The 24,054-nt window shown below is 61.6% G+C and carries 33 protein-coding genes; all 33 read right to left on the bottom strand.

The features are described 5' to 3' along the window. Positions 1-361 precede the first annotated feature (361 nt). The gene (locus LCU97_RS08925; protein ID WP_232776151.1) at positions 362-1,633 is read right to left on the bottom strand and encodes a tail fiber protein; all 1,272 of its coding nucleotides are present in this window, start codon (positions 1,631-1,633) and stop codon (positions 362-364) included. Between the two features lie 11 nt (positions 1,634-1,644). Continuing rightward, positions 1,645-2,244, bottom strand: a complete 600-nt coding sequence (locus tag LCU97_RS08920) for a YmfQ family protein (RefSeq protein ID WP_232776150.1) — start codon at positions 2,242-2,244, stop codon at positions 1,645-1,647. Next, entirely contained in the window at positions 2,232-3,272 is a 1,041-nt protein-coding gene (locus tag LCU97_RS08915; protein ID WP_232776149.1) for a baseplate J/gp47 family protein, read from the bottom strand. The genes LCU97_RS08920 and LCU97_RS08915 overlap by 13 nt, the downstream gene beginning before the upstream one ends. Beyond that, positions 3,262-3,660, bottom strand: a complete 399-nt coding sequence (locus tag LCU97_RS08910; RefSeq protein ID WP_232776231.1) for a phage GP46 family protein — start codon at positions 3,658-3,660, stop codon at positions 3,262-3,264. Before LCU97_RS08910 ends, LCU97_RS08915 begins: the two co-directional genes overlap by 11 nt. Continuing rightward, positions 3,660-4,169 (bottom strand): phage baseplate assembly protein V, encoded by a 510-nt coding sequence (locus tag LCU97_RS08905; protein WP_053152865.1) that lies wholly within the window; start codon positions 4,167-4,169, stop codon positions 3,660-3,662. Before LCU97_RS08905 ends, LCU97_RS08910 begins: the two co-directional genes overlap by 1 nt. Before the next feature lie 149 nt (positions 4,170-4,318). After that, the gene (locus tag LCU97_RS08900; protein ID WP_232776148.1) at positions 4,319-5,359 is read right to left on the bottom strand and encodes a phage baseplate assembly protein; all 1,041 of its coding nucleotides are present in this window, start codon (positions 5,357-5,359) and stop codon (positions 4,319-4,321) included. A gap of 3 nt (positions 5,360-5,362) precedes the next feature. Beyond that, positions 5,363-6,601, bottom strand: a complete 1,239-nt coding sequence (locus LCU97_RS08895) for a DNA circularization protein (protein WP_232776147.1) — start codon at positions 6,599-6,601, stop codon at positions 5,363-5,365. Beyond that, a complete protein-coding gene (locus LCU97_RS08890; protein ID WP_232776146.1) occupies positions 6,588-8,162 on the bottom strand; it encodes a phage tail tape measure protein in 1,575 nt (524 codons plus the stop codon). The genes LCU97_RS08895 and LCU97_RS08890 overlap by 14 nt, the downstream gene beginning before the upstream one ends. Before the next feature lie 130 nt (positions 8,163-8,292). Continuing rightward, entirely contained in the window at positions 8,293-8,589 is a 297-nt protein-coding gene (locus LCU97_RS08885; RefSeq protein ID WP_053152853.1) for a phage tail assembly protein, read from the bottom strand. Then, positions 8,586-8,933 carry a phage tail tube protein gene (locus tag LCU97_RS08880; protein WP_003198314.1) on the bottom strand — a complete coding sequence of 116 codons (348 nt, stop codon included), beginning with the start codon at positions 8,931-8,933 and terminating at the stop codon, positions 8,586-8,588. Before LCU97_RS08880 ends, LCU97_RS08885 begins: the two co-directional genes overlap by 4 nt. Positions 8,934-9,000: 67 nt before the next feature. Then, a complete protein-coding gene (locus tag LCU97_RS08875; protein WP_053152850.1) occupies positions 9,001-10,497 on the bottom strand; it encodes a phage tail sheath subtilisin-like domain-containing protein in 1,497 nt (498 codons plus the stop codon). After that, positions 10,497-10,679: a DUF2635 domain-containing protein gene (locus tag LCU97_RS08870; RefSeq protein WP_053152846.1), complete on the bottom strand. Its 183-nt coding sequence runs from the start codon at positions 10,677-10,679 to the stop codon at positions 10,497-10,499. The genes LCU97_RS08875 and LCU97_RS08870 overlap by 1 nt, the downstream gene beginning before the upstream one ends. Then, positions 10,676-11,260, bottom strand: coding sequence for a phage tail terminator protein (locus LCU97_RS08865; RefSeq protein ID WP_053152843.1), 585 nt, complete (start codon positions 11,258-11,260; stop codon positions 10,676-10,678). The genes LCU97_RS08870 and LCU97_RS08865 overlap by 4 nt, the downstream gene beginning before the upstream one ends. Before the next feature lie 157 nt (positions 11,261-11,417). Beyond that, positions 11,418-12,434: a contractile injection system protein, VgrG/Pvc8 family gene (locus tag LCU97_RS08860; RefSeq protein ID WP_232776145.1), complete on the bottom strand. Its 1,017-nt coding sequence runs from the start codon at positions 12,432-12,434 to the stop codon at positions 11,418-11,420. Positions 12,435-12,443: 9 nt separating this feature from the next. Continuing rightward, positions 12,444-12,656 carry a tail protein X gene (locus tag LCU97_RS08855; protein WP_053152836.1) on the bottom strand — a complete coding sequence of 71 codons (213 nt, stop codon included), beginning with the start codon at positions 12,654-12,656 and terminating at the stop codon, positions 12,444-12,446. Continuing rightward, positions 12,649-13,032: a phage tail protein gene (locus LCU97_RS08850; protein WP_232776230.1), complete on the bottom strand. Its 384-nt coding sequence runs from the start codon at positions 13,030-13,032 to the stop codon at positions 12,649-12,651. Before LCU97_RS08850 ends, LCU97_RS08855 begins: the two co-directional genes overlap by 8 nt. Beyond that, positions 13,032-15,101, bottom strand: coding sequence for a phage tail tape measure protein (locus LCU97_RS08845; RefSeq protein WP_232776144.1), 2,070 nt, complete (start codon positions 15,099-15,101; stop codon positions 13,032-13,034). The genes LCU97_RS08850 and LCU97_RS08845 overlap by 1 nt, the downstream gene beginning before the upstream one ends. Before the next feature lie 5 nt (positions 15,102-15,106). Beyond that, positions 15,107-15,232: a hypothetical protein gene (locus LCU97_RS26625; protein ID WP_256222647.1), complete on the bottom strand. Its 126-nt coding sequence runs from the start codon at positions 15,230-15,232 to the stop codon at positions 15,107-15,109. Then, positions 15,229-15,798 carry a phage tail assembly protein gene (locus LCU97_RS08840; protein WP_053152826.1) on the bottom strand — a complete coding sequence of 190 codons (570 nt, stop codon included), beginning with the start codon at positions 15,796-15,798 and terminating at the stop codon, positions 15,229-15,231. Before LCU97_RS08840 ends, LCU97_RS26625 begins: the two co-directional genes overlap by 4 nt. 161 nt (positions 15,799-15,959) lie before the next feature. Beyond that, positions 15,960-16,466 carry a phage major tail tube protein gene (locus LCU97_RS08835; RefSeq protein ID WP_053152823.1) on the bottom strand — a complete coding sequence of 169 codons (507 nt, stop codon included), beginning with the start codon at positions 16,464-16,466 and terminating at the stop codon, positions 15,960-15,962. Further along, positions 16,466-17,632: a phage tail sheath protein gene (locus LCU97_RS08830; protein WP_232776143.1), complete on the bottom strand. Its 1,167-nt coding sequence runs from the start codon at positions 17,630-17,632 to the stop codon at positions 16,466-16,468. Before LCU97_RS08830 ends, LCU97_RS08835 begins: the two co-directional genes overlap by 1 nt. A 2-nt stretch (positions 17,633-17,634) precedes the next feature. Next, positions 17,635-17,862: a hypothetical protein gene (locus LCU97_RS08825; protein ID WP_232776142.1), complete on the bottom strand. Its 228-nt coding sequence runs from the start codon at positions 17,860-17,862 to the stop codon at positions 17,635-17,637. Between the two features lie 89 nt (positions 17,863-17,951). Beyond that, positions 17,952-18,209 (bottom strand): tail fiber assembly protein, encoded by a 258-nt coding sequence (locus LCU97_RS08820; protein ID WP_232776141.1) that lies wholly within the window; start codon positions 18,207-18,209, stop codon positions 17,952-17,954. Between the two features lie 9 nt (positions 18,210-18,218). After that, positions 18,219-18,839: a hypothetical protein gene (locus tag LCU97_RS08815; RefSeq protein WP_232776140.1), complete on the bottom strand. Its 621-nt coding sequence runs from the start codon at positions 18,837-18,839 to the stop codon at positions 18,219-18,221. Between the two features lie 23 nt (positions 18,840-18,862). Beyond that, on the bottom strand, positions 18,863-19,393 hold the full coding sequence (locus LCU97_RS08810; protein ID WP_232776139.1) for a hypothetical protein: 531 nt from the start codon (positions 19,391-19,393) through the stop codon (positions 18,863-18,865). Continuing rightward, positions 19,390-20,034, bottom strand: a complete 645-nt coding sequence (locus LCU97_RS08805) for a phage tail protein I (RefSeq protein WP_232776138.1) — start codon at positions 20,032-20,034, stop codon at positions 19,390-19,392. The genes LCU97_RS08810 and LCU97_RS08805 overlap by 4 nt, the downstream gene beginning before the upstream one ends. Then, the gene (locus LCU97_RS08800; protein WP_232776137.1) at positions 20,031-21,026 is read right to left on the bottom strand and encodes a baseplate J/gp47 family protein; all 996 of its coding nucleotides are present in this window, start codon (positions 21,024-21,026) and stop codon (positions 20,031-20,033) included. The genes LCU97_RS08805 and LCU97_RS08800 overlap by 4 nt, the downstream gene beginning before the upstream one ends. Then, positions 21,023-21,355, bottom strand: a complete 333-nt coding sequence (locus LCU97_RS08795; RefSeq protein WP_232776136.1) for a phage baseplate protein — start codon at positions 21,353-21,355, stop codon at positions 21,023-21,025. The genes LCU97_RS08800 and LCU97_RS08795 overlap by 4 nt, the downstream gene beginning before the upstream one ends. Positions 21,356-21,366: 11 nt before the next feature. Next, positions 21,367-21,978, bottom strand: coding sequence for a phage baseplate assembly protein V (locus LCU97_RS08790; protein ID WP_053152805.1), 612 nt, complete (start codon positions 21,976-21,978; stop codon positions 21,367-21,369). Positions 21,979-21,981: 3 nt separating this feature from the next. After that, a complete protein-coding gene (locus tag LCU97_RS08785; protein WP_232776135.1) occupies positions 21,982-22,494 on the bottom strand; it encodes a hypothetical protein in 513 nt (170 codons plus the stop codon). A gap of 36 nt (positions 22,495-22,530) precedes the next feature. After that, complete coding sequence (locus tag LCU97_RS08780) at positions 22,531-22,881, bottom strand: phage holin family protein (RefSeq protein ID WP_053152799.1); 351 nt, start codon at positions 22,879-22,881, stop codon at positions 22,531-22,533. Positions 22,882-22,975: 94 nt separating this feature from the next. Continuing rightward, positions 22,976-23,617: a hypothetical protein gene (locus LCU97_RS08775; RefSeq protein ID WP_232776134.1), complete on the bottom strand. Its 642-nt coding sequence runs from the start codon at positions 23,615-23,617 to the stop codon at positions 22,976-22,978. Positions 23,618-23,635: 18 nt separating this feature from the next. After that, on the bottom strand, positions 23,636-23,818 hold the full coding sequence (locus tag LCU97_RS08770; protein ID WP_232776133.1) for a Com family DNA-binding transcriptional regulator: 183 nt from the start codon (positions 23,816-23,818) through the stop codon (positions 23,636-23,638). Between the last annotated feature and the right edge of the window lie 236 nt (positions 23,819-24,054).

Genomic DNA, 24,054 nt, shown 5'->3' with positions numbered 1-24,054 from the left:
AACTTCAACTCAACACATCGCAAGACACAGATCTAATAGAGAGTCAAACATGAACCTCTATTAGAAGAGCGCAAACAACAACTACTGACCGCCCCTTTTCAGGATGGACAGCCGACCTGCACACCACTAAAACTTATCAAAACACATGCCCACGATAAACAACCTCTAAACGCTCACCCAAACCATCTGATAAAAATTGTATTCCACCCTCCACACATAGCTCCTCTCGGATGCAGGGCGTTAGAATAATAGGTGTTTTTATTCTCAAACTCAAAAACTTGAATAACCGAATTAAATCGCCTATCTCATCCTGATTAAAATAAATAGGCATGCGCCCATTACTTGAGCGCATCTTTCAGTTTCAATACTTGATCACATATAGCAAGGCCACATTTCGGGGACGTGACTCGTTCCCCCCCGAAGGAGCAACTGTGATGGTATGGGTATGGTCCCCGGCAGCGATGGTGCTGCCAGTTATCGCATGAGTATGCTCACCAGCTGATACTGCCGATCCGGTAACTGTGTGCCCGTGGGCCCCAGCAGAAGTGGCGGTACCGCTAACAGCATGGGTATGCGCACCTGAGGAGTCTGAGCTTAAGGTAGCGTTGCCCGTACTTCCGCTGCTACGGCCAGCCAAAATCGTAGGGGTTCCATCAGCCCAGCCACCCACAACATCATAACTATGCGTATGCGCTCCAGCAGAAGCCGCTGTCGCACTAAGGGCATGCGTATGCGCCCCGCTGGCTGCGGCTGTTGCACTCAATGAGTGCTCATGTCCCCCGGCGGAAGCAGCGGTTGCACTTAGGGTATGGACATGCCCTCCAGCATTAGCAGCCGTTGCGGTATGAGTATGGGAGGCATTCTGCCCGACCTGCGCCGTCCCCAGCGCCCGACCTGCATCAATCCCTCGTCCATCATCCCAACCACGGATAAACTCGCCTCGTAAATCTGGCAACGCAAAAGTTGTACTACCATCACCCGGACCAAAACGCGTACCTATCGCCGCAAACAGCGCCGCATACTGTGTACGAGACACAAGACTGCCATTGCACTTGAGCCAGCCGTTAGGCGGCTCAAGTGTCGCTACGGCTTTGATATCTCCTACGTCGCTGCCGGTTTCCTTGATCGCCCCGGTACTGGCAATCATTACCCACGCACCACCTCCAACTGAACTGTTCCATTGGACCCAGACATCCCCGCCGTTGGTAATTTCACCGCTCTGGAGGGCATTGTGATCCATACCAAGAATTGGCCTGGCCGCCAGTCCATTCGGAGCGAAGGTACTTGCGCCGGTGTTGGCCCGCGCTGCCTTAAAACGCAGTACCAATCCATCAACCAGCGAAAGAGGAGCAGGTTTATAAGTAGCGATGTAAGCGTTGACCGTCGTACCAGTATCCACTGCGTAATCGACCAACCCTGACTGATTGATCTTACGTACCGCCAAAAGCAATTGCCCCAGGTCAGCTTCGTCAGGAACCATTCCGGCCCCGGTGATGACACCCAGTAACTCTTGCGTAACGGAGTTACCCCATACAGCCGGTATCAACGACCCCGGTGTACCGGTCACCGGATTCTCATCAACAAACTTGCCGTTCACCAACCCAACGCTGGGAACGCTTTTTGGATAATCCATCTCTCTACTCCTTAGTCATAATTGATATGCAGGGTCGTATGCGCCGGCGCACTACGATGAATCAGGCACTCCAGCGCCGACCCTGGATTCACGCCAAACCGCTCGCCCCAATAACTCGCGCCAAAACGTCGCCCGAGCAGCAACCGTCCACCGGTGTTGAGGGTCCACATGAATTGCGCCTGCCAGGTGCCGAAGTGCGCCTCGCCGAAACGGGCGCGCCCCATGCGGGGGGCTTTGTGTTCGGTGATGGTGGCGTTGGGGTAGCCCTGGGTTCTGGCGATTTCGACGTAGTACGCAATGGCCTGGCTGCCGACCGCCAGTAGCCGTCGACGCACCGCCAGGCGGCGATCGTCATACAGCGGCGTGGCGCCCAGGCACGGATCCGGCAGGTTCATTACCCGTTCCCAATCCGGCACCAGTTCACTCACGCCCGCCGGGTCCATTTCGTGGAGCAGGTCGGCGGCGCGGGCGTCGAGGCGGGCCAGTTCCTGGGCGATACCTCCCAGCACGTTTTCCAGTTCCGGCACCCGCTCCGGGTCCCAGGCGGGGCCGCTGGGCAGCAGGCTGCGCAGTTGGGCCTGGTACTGTCCGGCGGTTCTTATTCCAGCCATACGCAGCCTCCGAAGGTCAGCAACTGATTGCTGGCGGCGGTCACGTCGGCGCTGGGCGCGGTGAGTTTGTGGTCGGTCTCGCCGGTGGCGCTGCTGATGGCTTCGGCGATGTGAGTCAGCAACAGTGTTTCACCGAGGCCGGCTTCGCGATTGTGCAAGTCACGCAACTGCGCTTCGATGGCCGCACGCACCGTGCTGGTGTCCGGGGTGATACGCAGTTTGTAAGTCACCGGCACCTGGGTCGGCGCCAGGACATGCACCTCGGCGGTCACCGGGCGCAGCGGCTCGATATAGGCCCGGACTTCCTCCAGTTGATCGGCGGTGGGAATCGGTTGCGGATCGTCGTCGCGCATCACGAACAAGCCAACCGTGCCGGGCCCCAGGTAGCTGCCGCGGCACCAGGCGCGGGTGATGCCGGGGCATTCCAGGGCCCAGGTTTCATAGTCTTGCGCCGAGCCGCCGTGGGGAATGATGCGGTAGGAGCGGATCACCCGCGCCCGCAGGGACTCGAGGCTTTCCCGGGCGACGCCGCCGGTCAATCCTGGCGCCAACACGGTGAAACTGCTGCCGACGCCCAGGATCGGTTGCACCGGTGTCAGGACCAGGCCGGCCTCGGCATTGCCCAGGCTGCCGGCGTCCAGCGCGGCGACAGTGGCGGTGTTCAGGCCATTGCCGGTGGTGCGGGCCGTCGTCACTTTGTAAGTGCGACCGTCGTTGGCTTGCAGCAGCGTGTCGACGTCCAGGACCGCTCCGGCAGTGGCCGTGAAGCTGACGCTGCCGCTGGCCACCTGGGCCGCTTTGCGCGCCTGGTTCAGGCGCAGGGCAGCGATGCGTTCCAGGGTGGACTCGTCGGCCTTGTCCGGCAGGATCTGCTCGGCGATCCAGTCCAGATAACCATACAGGCCATAGGCGGCGCCGCCGAGGGTGCGGGCCAGCACCTGGGCATCGGACTGGCGCAGCGAGTCGCTGGCCAGGTCGCTTTGGGCGCGCTTGATCAGCACCGGCAGCGAAGGGGTTTCAAACGGCATAGGTCACCTGCCAACTGTTATCGGGGTTGATGTCCAGGCGCTCGCCGTCGGCCAGGGTCAGGACCGTGCGCAGGTTCAGGCGCTGGCCGTCGAGGCGTTCGCTGATGATGTCGATGGCGCTGCAGTGGCCGTCGTCGATCAGCCATTGCAAGGCTTCCCGGGCATAGAATTCGGCGTCGAGCTGGGTCTGGCGGGTCAGCTTGACCCGTCGCAACAACCACAGCCGCGAGCCGATGCGGTCATCGGCGACGGTAGGAAAGGTGTCGCCCCACCAGCCGAAACGCTCTTCGTCATCGACGGCATCGTCGTCAGCGGCGCGGCGCCAGGTGAACAGGCTGATCAGCACCGAACGGGTCAGCGCGGCACGCAGGTTCTGGCTGATGAACATCATTGGCCTCCCGCCGGCGCACCGGTCTGACCGCTGCCGGCCTGTACGCCGACATGCACGTGCTTGATCTGGCTGATGCCACCTGCGACCTGGTCGCCCTGGGAAACGATCTTGCCGGTGTGATTGATCACGGGACTGTCGATGTTCACCGCGCTGCTGGCGCGGATATTCAAAGTCGCGGTATCGATGTCGATGACGTGGCCGCGCTTGAAGTGAATCCGATCGCCTTCGTCGGTGTAGATCGCCACTTCGCCGGGGGCCAGGGCCTTGAGGCGAAAACGGCGGTCGGCAACCACCAGAACCACGGCATGGGAACGGTCACCGCCCAGGAACGTGGCGATACCCTCGGCGCCGGCGAGAGGGTTGCTGGTGAAGCCGTAGGGTTCGAAGTGTTCCATGTCGTCGTTCACTTCGCCGGCGGTGAGGCGCATTTGCAGCGATTGAAGCTTGGAGGCCGAGTTGGCGAGCACGACAGTGCCGCGCGCCAGGAGGCGGGTCAGTAGGCTCATGAGAGGGTCCTTTGGAATCACAAAATATGTCAGCCCGCGCGGAACGTTGTGGGAGCGGGCTTGCTCGCGAAAGCGGCAGCACATTCACTCTCGATGCAAGCTGAACCACCGATTTCGCGAGCAAGCCCGCTCCCACAACGGTGTCGATTTCAGGATTTGGGCGGCACCGGGTTCGCGTCGAAGGTATGGGGCGGGGCGACTTGCAACGTGGTGATCGAGCCTTGCGCTGACAGCGAATAGGTGACTTTGGAAATCAGCATGTCGCCATCGAACCCCAGCACCGGGTCGATCACCCGCACCAGGGTGTTGTGCCGCCACAAGTCGCCATTGGCCTGGCGCCAGCCCTGTACACGGTAGGTCGTGGTGAGGGCACGGCCGGTGCGGATGGCGCTTTCCCAGTCGGCCCGTTGCTGGGCCAGTTCGAAGGTCAATTGGGCGCTCTCGCTGATCACCGTCACCCGCTTGCGCTTGAAACTCAGGTCGGTAGCGGTGCCGGAGACTTCACTCACCGCCGCCCCGCTCTGTTGGTCGTTGCCCTTGTGCTGGCCAATGACGCGGTACTCGGAGAACACTTGGCTGTAATCCATCGGTGCGTTGCCCAACAGAATATTCTTGCCCAGTTCCAGCACATCACTGGCCCGCCCGGCGCTGCCGGGTTTGGCCAGCAGCACGCGCCCTTCGGCGTCGTCGGTGGAAAACACCCGGAACAACGTCAGCAGGCGATCAATGGACTGGAAGACCGTTTCTCCGGGCACGATGCTGTGCTGGCTCAACCGAGCGGTTTCCGGGATCTCGCTGACTACCCCGACGCCATATTGCGACGCCAGGGCCTGGACGATGCTCAGTACCGTCTGGCCGCGCCATTGGGTCGGGCGATTGATCGCCGCGCAGTCCACCAGGTCCTGGGTCTTGGAACCGCCTTCGATGCTCAGGCTGATCTGACGTCCGTCATAGCTGATCGGTGCCTTGAACACGTAGCCACTGAGCACCAGGTCGGAACCGATGCGCACCTGGCATTCGTCACCGGGGCGGATCGGTACCGCCTGGGTCTGCCCCGGCCATTGCCAGGTAATGTCGAGTTTGAATGTGCGGAACTGACGCTCCAGATCCGCACTGATTTCCACGCTTTTCCAGCCACCGTAATCCAGCCCGCCGACGGTGAGCGTGACAACATTGTCGAGCTCGCTCATGGCTTACTCCCCCGAGACTTTCAGGTCATTGGGTGGCAGGAAACCAGGGTGGGCGACGCCGTTGCGCTGGGTCACTTCGGTGACACGGGTGGCATCGGCGAATTGCTGATACGCCACCACCAGCGCCGGCAGACTCTGCTTGAACGACAGGTTGATCAGCCTGACACCCGAAGAAGCCACTGCCGTCAAGTGCGCAGCCATTTGCTGACGCAGGTTATTCAAGGCCTGGTAATGTTCCGGATCGGCCTTGAGGGAGGCCTGCCAGATGGCATCGTTGAGGGCATCGCGCAGGGCCAGTACATCGTCGGCCACCGGCACGTCCCGACGCCGGATCGGCTGCACGGCCTGCTGCGCCACCGATGGGGTGGCGCCCAGCTTGACCACCGGCGCCGCCACAGGCATCGCCGCAATCCATTGCGCTGCCTGCACCAGCAGCGTGTCCTGCACCAGATCGGCCACGGCCTGAGCCGCCGCCGTGGTGTCCTTGCCGGTGGTGAGCTTGGGCGCGTCCGTCTTGCGAATGGCTTCCACCTGTTGTGACACGCTGGCAATCACGCCGCGATAGCCGTCACGGGCGAAGTCCTTCAACTCCCGGATATCCCCCAACAGTCCCTTGAACTCCGCCACCACTTCCTTGGGCAGTTCCTTCACCGCCTTGACCAGATCGCTGAGTTGCCGATAGGTCTCGATCAATGGCTTGAGCTCCTGCTCGATGACGCCGTACACCTCTTTGAGGCTGTTGCGCAGGTCGGCGATGCCGATTCGCGCCGCCTTGATCAACGTCATGGCGTCTTCGAAGCGCCGCACCGCGGAACCCAGCAGACTGTCAGCCGACACCAGCAGCAGTTTCTGGCTGTTGATGGCAGCCGAGGGGAACTGCAGCGGTTGGTCGGGATAGAACTTCAAGGCAAAGGTCACCAGCCCGCCGTCCTGGCGGGTCTGGGTCATGTCGCACTCGCCGACCTTGACTTGCAGGCGCCCCAACCACGGATGCACCAGTTCGCCGCTGCCCTGCTCCAGCGCCTTGAGCAGCTTGTCGCGCTGCTCCAGGCAATCGGGGCCGACGATGAACGCGGTCAGTTCATGAATCCTGGCCTGCTGGCCCAGCCCTTCGAAGAACGGCTGGTCGCGCTGGGGATATTCATGCAACTGCCCCTTGTGGCCGACCGGGGTCTTCGCCTGGTCGACCCAGAACCCGACGCCACGAAACGACGCCGGCAACAAACGATCACGCCAGCTCATTGGAGCCTCCTGTGGAAAGTGAGCGATAGCCGATGCGCGAATTCACCGCCAGGCCCGGTTGATTGGTCTGTGGTGGATCGGCGCGCAAACCGGCCGGCGCGTTTTCGAAGCGTACGGTCAGGCCGCCTTCGAGTTGCGTTCGGTTGTTGGCAGCGCTTTGTTGCACCAGAGCGCTGGAGGTTTGCGGCAATGCACCCGGCGCCAGCGCCGTTTTCGCCACCGGGTTGCCGGATGGCGGCGCAAGACTGGACGACAGGCCCGAAGGCTGTTCACTGGCTCCGCCAAAGAATGCTGGCGCCAGTTCGCCCTTGCCTTCGGCATTGGTCTTTTGCTGCGCTTCGGTCAACCCCTGCACCTTGCCGGTGAAAGTGGTGATGATTTCCCCGAAGCCACCGTTGAAAAACGCCTTGATCGGCGCAATCACGCTCTGCAACTCGTCCCACCACTGGGTGAACCACTCGCCCACCGGCCCCCACTGCTTAACGAGCCCTTCGATGGGCGACCAGTCGAACAAACTGCTGAACACCGCCAGCATGAGCGACACCTGGTTGCGAATGCCTTCGCCGATGCCGGCAAAGACCTCGACGATGCTTCCCCAGTTCGTAATGACCAGGCCCAACGGCGTCCAGTTGAACAGTCCCTGGAGCGCGTCCATCACCGGCACCGTCAATGCCTTGAGTAAATCCCAGATGGCTGAGAACAACCCGGTCAGGGGCGTCCAGTTGCTGATGATCAACCCCAGGGGTGACCAGGCGAACAAGGTCCGCATGAACCCGATGACTGGCGTCGCCGCCGCCACGAGCACATTCCAGAGCGCGCCGAAAAACGCGCTGATCGGTCCCCAGTTGCTGATCACCAGCCCCATGGGTGTAAAGGCGAACATCGTTCTGAAGAACTCGGCCATCGGCAGCACGATGGGCGCAAGCCTTTGCCATAGCCCGGCGAAAAACGCCGAGATCGGCTCCCAGTAGGCGATGATCATCCCGGCTGCCAGGGCGATGCCCATGGCGATCAGGCCGATGGGATTCATCTTCAGGGCCAGGTTGACCACTTCGAGGGCCTGACTTGCGCCAGTGACCGCCGTCTGGATCGCACTGAACGCCACGGCGCCGGTGGCCAGGCCCTGCACCAGTTGCGGGTTGTCCTGCAGCACCTGGCTCACGCCGCTGACCATCGGCTGCAAACCGATCGCCACCGCGTTGACCGCCGGCCCCAGCGCCGAACCGAACTGTACCGACACGTTACTGATGGAAGTCTTCAATCCATCCAGGCTCTGTGCCGCCGCGCGGGGCGCTTCAGGTGCCTGGAGAGCACCCGTCACCACGTTCACCTCGGTGACTTCGCTCTTGAGCGCCGTCGCCGACCGCAGCCCCTCCATGAACGGCTTGGCGAGGCCACCGTCCGGGAGCAGGCCTGAAATATCCAGGCTGCCCAGGCCCGTTGCATCGAGGTTCTGCTTGAACAGTTGGACTTTCGCCCGAAGGCCGGCGAGCTTGGGCGACAGCTCATCGATGCCGGTCAGCAGCACCGCCCTTTTCTCTACCTTTTGTGTGTCTGCCATCACTGCACCTGCTGCATCGCATTGATCCGTTGCGCGTGCTCCAGGGATTCGCGGAGCACATCCAGTGGCCTGGCCATCATCTGTTCGGGGTCAACCTTCCAGAACCAGGCCAGGTCATAGGCGGCCGCGATCAGGTCGCCGATGGCTGCGACGCCGCACTCATGAAAAAACTCGCGACGGCCCAGCTCAGCGCGTTGAGGTCAGCCAGGTCCAACTGGTTGACCGACGACGGCGGGATGCCGGCGCAGACCGCGATGTATTTGGCCGCGACGTCCATGTCCAGGCTCACTTCTTCGCTCTTGTCGATCTTGTACGGCAGCGCCTTGATCGCGCGGACCTCCTGCACCGTCGGGCGGCGCAGGGTCAGTTCGTGCAACGGCTCGCCGTGGGCCTCGATGGCCACGCGCAACGTCACGACATCCGTCATTGCCAAGTCCCCTTGATGCCCTCGAATTTCAGCTCGATGGTGGCATCGTCGCCCTTGGACACCGGCTCTTCCACCAGGTAGGCGCCGGCCAGTACATAGACTTTGCCGTTGTTGAATTCACAGGTGACGGTCATGTCGGTGCCGGCCACCAGCTGCTTGAGCGGGAAGTCCGCGGTGTGCAGGGCCGTCACCTTGAAGGACGGCGCGATGTCGGTTTCCTTGTAGAAGCCCGGCACGACGGTTTCGCGTTTGGTGAACATCAGAGGTGCTTCACAGCCGCCGTTGATGGTCAGTTGAGCGCCGTCCACTTTGACGTAGCAGGTGCCCGCAATCAGTTGACCCATGGTGTTTCTCCCTTCAAATAAAAAGCCCACATGAAGTGGGCTGAATTCAGCTGTCCGAACACTATGTTCAGGCGACGTCGTCGTATTGCAGGCGGAACTGGTTGAGCAGCGCGAACACTCGCAAGCCGTTGATGTAGTCCGGCGGGAACAGCACGTTGACCCGGCTCGGGTCCTGGCTGTCGCGCTCGACGATCAAATGCTCGGCGAACAGTTCGGCGTTTTCCACGTGGCCTTCCAGTTCGAGCTTGGCGTACTGGGCAATCAGCTCACCGCGAATGGTGCTCGGCGTGACGATGGGCTGGCCTGCGCCGAAACGGGTGCCGTCGGAAGCCAGTTTGTGGCGACCGTACTTGCTGGTGATCACGCTTTGCAGGCGGCGGACGATGAACGCCGACTGGTGCATGGTTTCGCTGTCCAGGTAGGAGTTGTCGGCCTGGCCGAAGGCATTCTTCTGATAGGTGGTGATGGAGCGCTGGATGCGAACGTAGCCACCTTCGTAGTACGCCGTGGCGATGCCGTAGTTGAGCAGCGACTGACGCTCGGTCAGGGTGAAGCGTTCGCTGGCCGGGGCCGGATCCAGGCCTGGCAGGCTGCCGCTCTGGGTCGGACGGCTGGCGTCGGCCGAGATGAACACCGCGGTACGCGCGGCCAGTGCAGCGGCCTGGACCCAGAACGGTTGCGGTACGCCCGGCTCCAGGGCCTGGAGGGTCATGTGCTGGTCATTGCGTGCCTGACCGGCAGCCACCAGCGTGCCGATAGTACCGCGCTTGGCGCTGTAGACATGGCCGAACAACTGCTTGGCCCAGGACCAGCGACCGGTGCTGTCATCCATGACCGCTTGCCAGGTGTTCAGACTCGACACGTCGGACCATGGCATGGCGATGAACTCGAACGGCTCGTCGCCCAGGGCCGCGACGGCAGCGGTCTGGTCCGGCACACCAGCGCCGCCGGTCATGGCGGTGACGGCCGTGGTCAGGCCCGCCGGCGTATCTTCGCCGTTGCTCTTGCCGAGGCGATTGAATTGCAGGCTGATGTCGTTGCCGCTGTCGCCGGTCCATTTGGCGCTGAGGGTCACGACGCCATCGACGGCCGCGGCAGTCACCGGCAGGTCGGCTGCTGCGTTGACCTTCTGGGCCAGTGCCGTGGCAGCCTGGGCAGCGGTGGCGCCATTGACGATGGCAGCCTGGACACGCACACCGCCCACATACAGGTTGAGCACACCACTTTCGGTGGCGGTACCGGTGAGGGTCAGCACGCCCTTGGCGATGGCACCTTCGACGTTGTGCAGGGGCAGGCACCAGATTTCGCCGAGAGGATCGGTCTTGCGCCAGGTTTCGTACATCGAGGCGAGCATCGAGCCCTGCCCACCGATGCTTTTCGCCAGGGCAGCGCTGGAAACCAGCACCAATTTACCGACGTCTGCCGGCGGTACGTTGTCATTGACCTGGGCCACGATCAGCCGGCGCATGGCCGACGACGCGCTATTGGCGGCCGAGTTGTCCATTTCGGCGTAGAACAGCGGAACACGAATGTCCGCGGGAATGTTGCTGAATCCGATCGCCATTATTTGGCTCCCTGTGGTTTTGCCGTTTTCACGGCTTTGGTAGTGATATCGCCATCGGCCAGACGTCGACGCCACCAGGCGTTGTCCGGCACTTCACGGCCCTCGAGGGGCAGCAAGTCGCCCGCTTCCGGGTCCGGTACAGCCCGGCCCGGGGCCGGCAGCACGGTGATGCGTTTGCTCATGGGGTTACGTCTCCAGAGAAAGTCAGTTCCAGGCGCCCGTCGGGGCCGGGATGTTTCAGGTTGGGGTCCGCCGGATCGATGGCATCGACCCGCACGGTGACCCCGGTAAAGGACGACAAGCCGTCCAGTTCACGCTCGTGCCAGCTTTCGGCAGGCTGGCTCGCCAGATTGCGGCCCAGCTGGAACTCGGCGAAAAAGCGCAGCCGGTACAACACACGGCTGCCATTGACCGAAACCGGCTCGCTGCCGTCGTACTCGATGCCGACGTAATCGCTGCCCGGCTTGAATCCCACCAGCGCGCGCCACAACTCGGCCCGTAGCTCATGCAACAGTTCCAGCGCTTTTGTCGGGTCGCTGGCGTCAAGCACCAGCACGACGTCGAAGCGATCACGCACGGTTTGCAGCGTGACGTTCTGCGCGGTATTCCGGCCGGCGCTGTCGGCGCTCGGCAGCACATAGGCGCAAGGGGATTGCAGCGGCGTGTCGGCCAGCAGCATGGCGAGGTCGAAGCCGGCCGCCACGCGACGGGCGAGCGTGGGGCATTGCTCACGCAACTGCGTGAGGATCGGGGTGATCTTCATGGAGAGGCTCCAGCATTATCGGGATGTGCAATGAATGCCTTGTGGGAGCGGGCTTGCTCGCGAATGCGGCCGGACATTGACGCTGATGTCGACTGGCACACCGCTTTCGCGAGCAAGCCCGCTCCCACAGGGCCGGTGTTGTCTCAGCGGGTTGGGGTCAAGCCCTGGCGTCCAGGCAGGTCGCCTCGATCAGGCAGCGGTAGCTCTTTTCCCGATTGCCGGTGGCGGTGACCTTGTCGATGGACCAGCGACCGCGCATGAAATCCGGCCAGGTGGGGTCCAGCAGCACGATGCCTTCGGCGGACAACCCCGGGTTGCCCGGGCACTCGATCGCCACCTTGAGGGCTTCGCGCATCATCCTGCGCACTTCGCCTTCGCCGGCGGCGCGGGCATCGGCGGCGCTTTGGAAGCGCTGGCGCAGGGTCTTGAACGGCGCGATGCCGCTCTCCTCGACCTGCAGCTTGCCTGCCGCCGCATCCCACCAATGGGTCTTGCAGCCTTGGTACTTGGCCCGGGCGCCTTCATCCAGCTTGGCCGAGATGAACGCGTGGTCTCCCGGACGATTATCGGTGGTGACCGAGAGTTTCATTTCCGGTAGTACCTTGCCCGATAACGACTTCGCCTGACCGCGCCTGGCGAGCACATACAGCTCGTTGATCGGCTTGGCGACGGCATCGTAACGGCGGGCCAGTCGCGTCAGGAAACCCATGTCGGTTTCGTTGGACTGATCGATGTGCTCGATTTGGATCAGCGACAGCTCCGGCGCCACGCGGGGCGAAAATCCATGCCTGGACGTCAACTCCCGAAACAGCGCGCCCAGGGTCGTGGGGCCATGGCTGACGGACCGGCGTTGCTTGAATCCGGTCTCATCCGCCGCACTGAACGGCGCCGCCATGGCCACCAGCGTCAGGCGCAGGGGAAACAGGGTCGGCGTACGCCGGGTAATGACGAACTGGCCTTTATCCACCAGCCCCGATTCCAGGTAGCCGACCCGCAACCCGATTTTCCCGCCCAGGCTGGGCAGGCCTTCAAGTCCCTCCAGGTCAAGGGTGAGCGTCAGTTGGTCGGACTCGAAGCCTGCCGCGTCGACATGACTCCAACCGAGCAATCGTTCGTTGAGCAGCGCGGCATTGGCGCCGTAGATTTCCACGGCAGGCGTGAAACCCAGTGACATATCGCCTCCTTAATCCCAGGCCGAAACCGGTATGGACGCGACGGGCTTGAGGTCCACTTCCGGCAACACCACCCACACACCCGCCGGTAACACCGGACCCCATTCGGCCAACTGCGGATTGAGGCGCCAGAGCGCCTCTTCGGTGGCGTCGTCACAACGCTCCAGCTCGCGGTAGAGCAACAGATTCACCGAATCACCGGCGATACTTCGAACCCTACGCATTGGCGAACTCCGTCAAGTCAACGACCCAACCGACCACCATCGCCGTGCCGTCATCGATGATGTCGGTCTGGGTTTCGGTCACCTTGTTGATCTGCCACAGGCCCCAGTTGCGTCCGATGCCATCCACCAACGGCAACGGCACACGTTGGGCCTGCAAGGCTCGCAACTCATCGAGGCGATCCATGGCCGTCGCATACATGGATTTACCGGTGATCTTCAGCTCTTGCAGGCCTTGACCGACCTGGCTGGACTTGGGCTTGCTGGTGAGAATATCGATGCTTTTCCAACCGCCGTCCGATGTGCGCAGCAGGCTGTGATAAGCGAAATTCCTGGACAGTCCGAAGATGAAACTGCCGAGGACCATTTGTTGACGCATCATGTACCTCCGTCGGTCAGGGCCGCATCACTGCGCATGGCCAGGGTGTTGGGCTGGGCGGCCAGTCCGAACTGACCCGCGATCTGCTGAACGACCAGATTGGCCAATTGACTGGCACTGGCCTGGTCCTGGCCGTTGATGTAGATGTTGGCGGTCATGGTGTTTTGTTGGGTGGTGGTCTGGGTGTTGCTCAGGTCCTTGCTCACCTGATCCGGCGACTTGAGGCGATCAGCCCCGGTATAGATAGCCTCACCCAGGGATTCGCCGCCCTGGCTGCCGAAATAGGAACCCAGCGCACCGCCGACCAATGCACCAATGGCGGTGCCGATCACCGGAACGAAACTGCCGAGCATCGCGCCGGTGGCGGCACCGGCATAACCGCCCGCCAGCCCGCCAAGGCCGGCTCCGGCCGCCCCCGAAGCCGCCTTGTAGTCACCGGCCTCCAGGGCCTTGATGCCGTCGTAGCCGGCACTCGCCAGCGCCAGAGGCGCGCCCAGCCTGCCGGTGAAAGTTTTCGCTCGAGCAGCGGAGATTGCCAGTCGACTGCGCATATCCGGACGGGAAGTTTCGGCTTTTCCGGCGTCCGGCCCGCCGCCCTTGGCTTGATTTCCAGGCGGATCGCTGGCCGGTGGCTGGATCGCCGAGTCCGGTTTCAGCAGTGCTTCGCGGGTCGAGGCAACACCCGACGTCACTTTGTCCACAATGGCGCCGCGAAACGGCGACGCGAGCGCCGCGCCGAACAAGGCCAACGCCGCGGTGACTTTCGGCAGCGACTCGGCGACGGTGCTCAACCCCGTCGCCAGCGCGTCCACGCCAAGCATTGCCAGGTCGGTAATGGGCGCCACGGCGCTACCGATGGCGGTATCGAGACGGGTCACACTGGCATCCAGCGCATTCCAACGCGCCTGCGAGGTGTTTCCCCGGACGTCTGCGGTTTGGGCCATCGCCCCCTTGTCACCGTCGCCCTTATCGGAGGCCACGGTGAGCGCGGTCTTCAAGTCCTGGGGCGACTTCATCAACTTGCCGATGCCCTCGTCGCCTTCAAACAGCGTCTTGAGCAATAAGGTCTGCTGCTCGGCAGGTTTGCTTTGCAGCGCCGCCAGCACATCCTCGATCGCACCCGATGCGTCCATGCGCAGCCTGCTGGCAAGTGCCGCCGGTTCGATGTCCAGTTGAGCCCAGGCCGTTCGCTGTTCCGGCGTGACCTTGTCGCCCTTGCCCAACGCGGCTCCCAGGATTTCCAGCGAGGTGCTCGCTTCGTCCTTGCCGACAGAGGCGCTCAACAGCGCGGCTGCGATGGCGGCGATCTGCTCGGGCGTCATGCCCGCTTCGATGCCGGCCTTGCCACCGCGCTGGGCAACCGAACCGATGTCCGCCGCCGAGGTCTGCAAACTGGCACTGGCGCCAAGGCGGTTGGCCGCGTTACCCAACTCGAGACTTTTCCCTCGATCCAGGTTCAATGAAGTGCGCAAGCCAGCCATAAGCGCGCCGGCGTCCTTCAGCTCGATCTTGTAGGCCGACGCCATCACCGCACTGTCGCGGGCGAAATCCGTCAGCACCTGCTGACGGTCTTCCGGTTTGATATCCTTGACCAGCCCTGCGTTGACCGCCGCCAGCTGGATTTGCGCCAGTTGCACAGCGGTCGCCCCGCTGGATGCGGTTTGCTTTTCACCGGCGATCTTCTGGTTTTCGTTGGACATCACCTGCAGTTGTTCCGGCGACAACTGCAACTTCTGGTTCAGGTCAACCATGGCCGTCTGCATCGCCATGGCAGGCTTGAGGACGTCGGGGGGCGCCAGCTGATCGACCTCGGCCTTGAGTTTCGACTTCGGTTCCGCACCCGCCGCTGGCGCAGCTGCACTCGTCTTGAACAGCGACTGTTGCCCCAAGAGCGTGGTGTTCAGCGATGCCAGCGTCTCGCGCAGTTTCATTTGCTCCGACACCAGCAGCCGGATGTCGAGGCTGGCGGTGCTCAACGCCAGATTCAGCCCCGACGCTTCGGCCACACCGCCGAGTGTCGGCATCTCGACGCTCGCCGCATAGGACAGCGAATATTTACTGTCTGCCATCCGCTCTACTCCTGTTTCATGCCAAGGCGAGTGATCGCGATGTCGTAGCGGCGCAATGCCTTGCCGGCGTCCCACTCCAGGATCTCCGCTTCACTTACCGAGTAAATGAGCGGCACCACATCGAGGATCACTTCGATGTCGCGTTCCGAAAGAAGTCCGCCGGTTTGTTTAAAAAATCGTCGATGCGCACCTGAAGCTGAGTCCAGTCCGGCACGGTCAACAGGTCCAGGTCGGGAAGCATCAGGCCTGTGCAATGGGCGGTGATGAACTCGGCGCGTTCCTTGGCCGTCTTCAGCTTCTTCATCGCCTTGGTGGCCCGCAGCACCGGCATTTCCAGGCTCAGGGACGTCAGGCTGCGCCCCGCTACGTCGAGGGGTTGCAACAGCTGCACCTGGTCAGGATCGACCTCGGTGGTGGGCTCGAGAAAGTACGAGGCCGGGCGAGTCGACATGTCGTGCACGTACTGCGCGATGCTCACGTAGTCCGGGCGCTTGAGCTGGTCGAGCTCCTTGACCGAAAGGCCGGTGGCCAGTTTGGCCAGCTCGAAGAACTGATCGTCTTCATCTTCGCCGGCACGGGCCAGGGCTTCTTTCTGTGCGGCGTAAAACAGGGGTTTGAGTTGAAGTTGCTCGATCTGCGACCCATCGTCACCGGTGAGCGGCGACAGCAGGACGTGAACGGGAGGCGTCCAGGACATGGGATGGAATTCCTTAGAAGGTCATGGAGGGGGAGTCCCTTGTGGGAGCGGGCTTGCTCGCGAAGACGGCGGCACAGTCAACCAACATGTCGCCTGACACACTGCCTTCGCGAACAAGCCCGCTCCCACAAGAGGTCTGCGTTCAGTCGGTTGGCATCCGTTTAAGGCAGCAACACCGCACGGCGAGCATCGCCGAGGATGTCGACGCCGTTGAGCACGAACTTCTGGGTGCGCACGTCGATGTCGATCACCGGGATGCCGTTTTCCAGCCGGTTGTAGGTGCGGCAGGACAACTCCAGGTTGGTCTTGGGCTTCTCGTTCATCTTGAGCGCAGTCTCCTCCAGCGACTTCAGCTTGCCGCCGACGGTGTGGTAGGTGAACCAGGTGTTGCCGTCCTGATCCTGGCCGGCTTCGCGCACGTTCAGAAGGATGTCGTCGCCCACGCTCACGCCCAGCGCCAGCATGATTTCCGGGCCGACACCTTGCAGCGTCAGTTTGGCCGTCAGCGCTTTGCCGCTTTTGGCCATTTCCTCGGCGATGAAGCGCCCGCCGGTCATCGCCTCCATTTCGAACTCGATCTTCGGCGGGGTGAACTCTTCCACGGTTGCCGACAACGGCAGGCCCTGCAGGGTGGCCGCGATGGCCTGTCTTACGCGGTTGGTAAACATTAGAGAACATCCTCCAGGAACTGCTCGATGATTTCATCGCGGGCGTTGAGTTGATAAATCATGTGTTCGTTCGGCGCGTAGCGGCCGTAGTCGATCACCACGTACCAGGTGCCGTTCTTGTACTTCTCGACGCTGTTCAGTTCCGGATGCAGGTAGACACTGCCACCGGGAATGGTTTCGTCGGCCACCAGGGTTTGCAGCCAGTCGTTGATGCGCTTGACCTCCTGGTCCATGAACGACTTGGTCAGGTTCTTCGCCATGGCCTTCTGGCCGGCTTTCACCAGCTTGCGGCTGATCGCATCTTCCAGTCCCACATAGCTGATGAACTTGCCGGTGACCGAGCGGTTGCCCAGCAGCGAGAAACCGCCGAGGACGGTCCGGGAGTAATAGCTGACGCCGTAGCGGTTGAGCAGATCGCCTTCGGTGGAGGTGTCGAGGATGTTGTATTCCACGGTGCGGGACACGTCTTCGGCAAAGGTCACCTGGTTGCCCGGGCTCTCCCATTGCTTGACCTTGGCGAGGGCGGCGATGGCCAGGCTCGACGGGGCCAGGAAAACGTTTTTCTTCGCAGCCTTGGAGTACACCGCCGGCATGTTGTGCACCACCAGGCAACGGTCGAAACCGAGGTCGGCACCGCCCAGTTCCTGGCTGTAGGTCACCTGATCGGCCACCGAGGCGTCCTTGCCATCGAGCACCACACGGGCCTTGATGCGCTTGCCGAACGAGGCGAACTCGCTGGCCACGGCCTTGGTGCCGGTAAAGCCTGGCGCACCGATGATGGTCAGGTCTTCAGCGACCCCACTCAACGCGGCCAAGCCCAACTTGCGCCCGGTCTGCGCCTCGATGCCGCCGATCACATTGTTCTGCGTGTCGGCCAGCGTGGCGCCCTCTTCGACGATCACCACGTACACCGACACCTTGACCACTTTAAGGATCTGGTAGACCGCCTGGAACAGCGTGCCCGCCTCCGCACCGGTCGGGTCCAACTGAGCTTGGGTGGTGAAGCTGTTGATGCGGAACGGGGTGTTTTTCGGAATCAGCGGGTTGGCATTCGGCGCGGTGCCGACCAGGCCGATGACGTTGTCGCCCAGGCCACCCATGGCCTCGGGGGATTCGGTGGCATTGACGGTGATGCCGTTGTGCTCGAAGTTCAAAACCTCAGCCATGGTTATTCAGCCTTCTTGGCGGCGGCCTTTGTGGCCGGTTTGGATGGGATGGCTTGCGTATCGACAGCCTGGTTATGCGTCTCCAGGACGCTGGTCAGTTCAAGGCGACCGGCACTGCGCAAGGCATTGGCCTCGACATCCAGCAGCTCCAGTTGCTGACCGAGGCTCGACCAGTGCCCCCCGCCGGTGGGGAATGGCAACAGGACGGTGTATTGCTTACGAATGGGCATCTATGGGTTCCTTTCAGACGCAAAAAACACAAAACCCCCTGTCGCGGGGGCTTCTTGCGGGCGAAAAAAAACCGCTCTCGCGGTTCGGGTTACTTGATGAAGGTTGGCAGCACAGGCCAGGTGAGCTTGGACGGATCCTCGACCTGCTCGGGAATGTCACGCAACGCCTGGCGGTATGCTTTTACCTCGGCTCGCTGGGCGTCCGTCGCAGGGTAATCCAACAGTTGGGTGAAATCCGTATCGCGCAAGAGCTGGTTGCGGCGAGTGCGAATGGTGGCCCATTCAATTTCGCGTGACGGCACGGCGAGTGGGAATTCGGAGGTATCCACGGTGGGGGTATCAGACATGTTTGCTCCTTAACTGAAAACGACGGTATCGGACAACGACAACTTGGTCTTCAAGTCGCCCAGGTTGAACAGCCGACCATTGCCGACACGCATGGTGTCGATTCGTACGGTGGTGTAGTAAATATTGGGAATCAGAATACGCATGACGATGTTGCCGCTCGTATCGACGTATACCGCCGGCGTCATGTTCCCAAAAGTCGCGACATTCTGTAGGACCCGAGTGGGTTGATAGCAGTATCCAACCAACGTCTCTTCAATAATTTTCGCGGTACCGTAGCTGTACCCCTTGATGTTGAACCAGAACATTTCCGAGTTGGCATTGACGTTCAATGGCACCTTGAAATGCATGTATACGTTTGTGCTGGAGCCCAGTTCGGTGGAGGTAAAATCACCTTGCGCGGTAGAACCATAAGACCCTCCAGTCCCGTAGACATGCCCCTGCAGAACATTGCGCCGAATCGTACCGAGCGCAGTCGGATCCCCTTCCACATCCTTCAGGCTTCGCCACTCATTGAACTGAGCCAAAGCGGTAGCCATGGTTGTATTGATACTGCCGATCTTTCCGTTGACAACCGTGGTCAGGTTGTTGGCCGCCGATACCAGCGACGCGATGGTAGTTTCGAGACTCACGTTTCAGATTCCTGTGTTATTGGTCATTTGGCTTCAAGCGACATCACTCTGAACATCAGGCCGATGTGCCGAGCCATGTTGTCGATATTGGCTGTGGCCAGCGTGGCGATTTCCTCGCTGACCAGGATGTTCAGATTGTCGGATCCGACGACCACCGTGACGCTTTGCGCCGGCAGCGGAGAAATATCCAGCGTAAACCTTTGCAGTACACGGGCCGCGGCCGCCTTGTAAGTCAGCAACTTTCCAGCCACCGAATACACCGCCAGCAACGTTCCGGTTGACAGATAAAATCCGAATTCACCGATCTCGTATTCATCTTCCCCGTCGAACAGCGCGGCCATTCTCAGTTGCCCTGGATCGAGGTCCTCGTAGTCCACGATCGCCACACGCTGTCGCTCATTGCGAAGCGCGATTTCCGATCCCGTCGGATCGTACCGGGCGGTGCCGGCACCGATGTGAGTGATCTCACCTTTCAAGCCTTGGTTCTTTGCCTGCAACACCTCTTCCAGACCGGCGGAGGTGAAGCGAACCAAGCGCGTAATGTCTTCTGTCATGGCTGCGCCTTGAGGTCGTAATCGTTAATGAGGTAACGCTGGGAAATTCCAATGCTGAGGAGCCGCGCACCCAGTTCATGTCGCGGCAACGCTGAGCCGAGAAATAGTTCTCCTTCGCTCAACGGTCCGTGTATCGCCGCCGTTGCCGCGAGGCCGCCACTGGTTTGATGCACCAGCGTGATAGTGGCCTGGTCACGCTCGCTCTTGGCTGCATTGATCCTTCGGATCAAGCGGTTGTGATCGCCACTGGACCAACCCTGGCCGATGATGGCCTGCACATCGAAGGTGTACGGGTGAGCGCGGGGCTGCTGTTCATACCAGGCAGTGACATGAGGCGTGAACCCAAGAGACTCGACGGCATGATTCAAGGCCAGACGCGTGCCGGCCTGACGCTGGATCTGCCAGGACAACGAAATCGTCAGGCGTTTCTCCAAGTCTCCAGCGACCGCATCCCACTCACCCACCCCACGATCCGCCGCCAGATACGGCAAAAACGCCGAAGGCGCCGCGACCGGGTTCATCAGTTCGGGGAACGGCGGATCAATGTGTTCGAGCAACCGGGCGAAGCCGATATCCAGGGCCTTTTCCAGCGGTGAGCTGTTGGCCGGCAGCAGGCTCGGGCGAGGTGTGTCGTCTTTCATAGCGTGTCCACCTCGACCTCGACGCCCGTACAGTACGGCGCCTGGAAAGCCGTGGTCACGATAGGCTCGAGGGGTTCGAGAATCTCGAGACGGACCGCGCCGGCGCTATGCAGGGTGTAGTCGATCCAGCTCGGATCGACCCGGCCTTCCAGGCGATGACACGCCTCGGCATAGGCCCGTAGTTGCTGTTCTGCGGCGAGCCGGGTCAGGCCCGAATCCGGGCCGGGATTGATCTTCGCCGCGACACGGATTTTGTAGGGTTTGATCTGCGCGGGTTGGACGATGACCAGGTCCGTTTCCGGTCGTACATCGGGCCGGGCAAAATGCTGGCGGACGCTGTCGAGCAGGGCCTCGGATGGTGTGCCGTCGCCCTCTCGGGACAGCACCGTCACGGTGACCTCCCCCGGCGCCGTGCGGCGTCCGTTGCCGTCCTTGACCTGCGCCGCATGACCGTTAGGGTCGAAGGTGTAGGTGACCGTCACCACACCCGCCGCCGTGTTTTCCACGTTCACCGCCGGGCGTTCACCCAGGGTGAAAATCTCCCGACGATATTGCATGCGCGAACCCGCCGCCGGGGCGTGGGGGGCCAGGTAGTAACGCAGTCGGGCGTCATCGTCGCTTTCGTAGACCGGGGCGATGGGCGGGAATGCCGACGGGTCGCCCGGATCCAGCAGTTGGCGCTCCAATCCCATGTCGGCGAGACGTGCATCGAGGTTGGTCCCGGTGGCCCACCACGCCAGCATCTGCTTGATGCGGGCGTTGTACTTGCGTTCGTGGGTTTGCAAGCGGACGCAAAAGGCCTCGAGGGCCAGGGTCAGCAGTTCGCTTTCGTTCTCCAGGCTGGTGGCAAGCTTGGCGGCGCTATCGGGCGAACGTGCGCCGACGTATTCGACGACGAACGTCTTGAACTCCGCGAGCAGCTCTTCAAAGGCCTCGACAGTGACGATGGCCGGTTCGGCCAACTGGTTCTGACCAGGGATCAGCATGCTCATGTCACCACCTCGAAGGTCTGTTTGCGGTTTTTCCAGATACCGGCGAAACGCAGCAGCAATCCGGCCCCGTGTCGGCTGGCCACAATGACTTGCGGCTCGAAGTCGCCGATGCCGTTGTGCGGGTTGTAGAAGGCTTGGGCTGCGTGGCTCTGGGCGAGGATCAGCAGGTCATCGCCGAGGTTCTGCCCCAGCAACTGCGTGAGTGCGCAGCCGTATAGAGGACGTTTCTGGCGAGTCCCCAAAGGCGTGGTCAACGCCCGGGTGGCGCGCTGCACGAACTGCAGCCAGTCGTCGACCGTGGCGCCGGTATTTCGATCGATTCCAATCATGAGGAAATCTCTTATGCGGTACTGATGACGCGTCCTTGGTGATCCACCACCGAGCCGCTCAGGTGCACACCGGAAGCGTCGAGCCGAATGCCGACGGCGCCGACTTGCAATTCGATAGCCTCGGGTGTCATCGCCAACCGCGACGGGCCAATGTTCAACTGCAGGGCTTCGCGTGAACCGCTGAACGCCACCGGGCCGTTTTGCCAGTGCAGGACATGGCTGGCATGGTCGTAACCATTCTCCGTACCGTCCTGATAGAGCCGACGCGTCAGCGAGGCTTGTGTCGAGACGGGTGGGAACTGGCCGCCGTTGAGGCCGAACAACGCCACCGATTGCCCGCCGCCATCGCCACCGCCATGGTTGAGCAACAGGCATTGCTCGCCCACGGAAGGGATTCGCGACTCGCTCTGGGCGCCGGCGCTCGGGTTGAAAAAGCGGATCGCCGGAGTCAGCAACCCACCATGGCTGACCTTGCAGGTGTTGCTGGTTGCATCGACTTCCTGGCAAACGCCGATGCGGCAGAAACTCTCCGCACGTCGATGGAGGTCTTCCAGCTCGGTTTCCATCTGTGCCAGACGCTCGATAATCGGCCCCAGATGCATCTGTAACAGCCCATCGAACATGGCTCAGCCCTCGAGTGCGGTGTATTGATTCGGGTCGTCGATGTTCGACACTTCCCAAGTACGGGCAAATTTCGGGATGCCCAACGGGTCTTCCTGCAGCGTCGGGCCGAGGTACAGGGTCTGGGTGAACGAGAGGGTCCAGGCGGTGTATGGCCGGGTCCCACCGCTGAAGACGGACGCAATCCCCTCGACATCCGCCGGCCGACTGCATTGCTCGGCCGACAGGTTCCAGCGGTTGTCGACGATCACCCGTTTCAACTCACTGGCCAGATCGCAAGCCGCCAGACCCGTGTCGGGCGACACGACTTGCAGGGACAGCGTCAGGACATGAGCGATACGTCCGTCATTGGCACGGTTGCCTGAGGCATCGCGCTCGATGGCTATCAAGACCCAAGTCTGATCGCCTGTGTCGTCAAAATCCTGGGGGTTTCCGACTTTCAGGGCGGGAAGCGTGGTACGGAGCGTTTCGGCCATGGCGGAGAACAGCTGCGAGGGTTTTTCAATGAGAGCAGGCATGGGATGGCCTCTTGCTGTGAACCGGCGGCACCAGGCTCACTGTGGGTCGGAACGGGAATCCGGTGGTGGCACTTCGCACACGCCGATCCGCTTGGCGACCCAGCGCTCGTAGAGACCGATGGCCACGTCGGCACCGGCCATGGCGGTCAGGCAACCCAGGGCGCAAGCACTCCAGATCGACATGCCGAGGGCATACAGCAGCATGATTGCCGAGACACCGCAGATCACGCAGGCACCGGAGCGCAAGGCCAGTCGGCGTAACAGCGACCAGCCACGGGCCCCTTCCTTGTCGGCACGCCACATCTCGCCGGACACCCCGCCCACCAGGGCGAGCAGGATGACCAGCCAGATCGGCATGTCCAGCAACGCTTGTTGCTCGTTTGTCATTCATGTCTCCTGGGGGGATTGGTGGGATTCAAAACGCTCAGGGTGCACATGGCCTCCCAAGCCATTAGGCTGAATGAAAAAGATGCGGCTCCTCTCAACGCGTAATCAGCATGTCCAGGCTGGTGGCATCGCAGGCGTTGGTGGATTTCCTGTCGATTACCAGGTAGAGCGAAGAGGTCGGCGTAACGGCCACGCTGTTCAACATGAACGTGGCGCTGCCACCGTTTGCAAGACTGCCGGACTGGAGCACGGTGTCACCCAGGTTGAGCGACCAGCCGACGCCGTCCCCGCATGCGTTGTGCAGGTCGTTGATTCGTCCGAGTACATTGATGTTGCCGGAAACAGGACTGGCCCAACGAATGATGCTCTGGCTGTTCGCCCCTGGATGCGTGGCCACGTCTCCCTGCTTGAACACAAAACTGGTTCCGGAGCCGGTGAAGGTGAAGTTCTGCTTGACGCTGGCGACGTACGCGCCAGTGGCGTCGTCTCGCCAACAGGTTGACGGCTTGGCGCTGCATTCCATGTTGAACGTTGGCAAGAGCGTGTAATTGGCCGAGGCGTTGACCGTCGTTTTGTTTTGCATGAAAGACCACGGCGAACCGGCCGGCGACTGTTCGGTCATCAAGTACATGTCCCTGGCAAGATTCCACGACAGCGCGGTATCGGCACGGGAGTTCAGGGAGATGAAGGACGACAGAAGCCCAATCGCCAATAGAAGTTTTTTGGAGAGTTGCATTTTTTACCTCGATAGATGTCATTGAGCGTTGGTTGCACGGCTTACCCCGCACGCTGTTCGCTCGACGGCGTTTACTCGAGGCTCTACGGCCTTCACATGATTCAACGTCCCGCATCGGGAGCATTTGATCTGGAGTTCGGTGTGCTCGCCCATACGGGCCAGAAGTCGTTTGCACTGACCGCATCTGAAATCCTTCAGCATTGAAAGCCCTCCATTGGCGGTGGTGATGTGTTTGAACGCACCTCACGGTGCAGGCATTCCAAAAAGCCCGGTTGCCCAGGCTTTTCAGTAATGCGCTTGATCTTTCGGCGCGACTGGCGCGGTACGGATCCATTCAAATTGTTCCTCCGACCGCGGTCCCTGCCCGCCGGATAACTGCTTCTGGTGCTTTACGCTGCACACCTGGGCCAGTTGCCAACCCTCTGAACCGTTGAGGC

The organism is Pseudomonas uvaldensis (genome assembly GCF_021271205.1).
GTDB lineage: Bacteria > Pseudomonadota > Gammaproteobacteria > Pseudomonadales > Pseudomonadaceae > Aquipseudomonas > Aquipseudomonas uvaldensis.
Note: the sequence above shows the minus strand (reverse complement) of the source record. Positions and strands in the feature narration are given on the sequence as shown.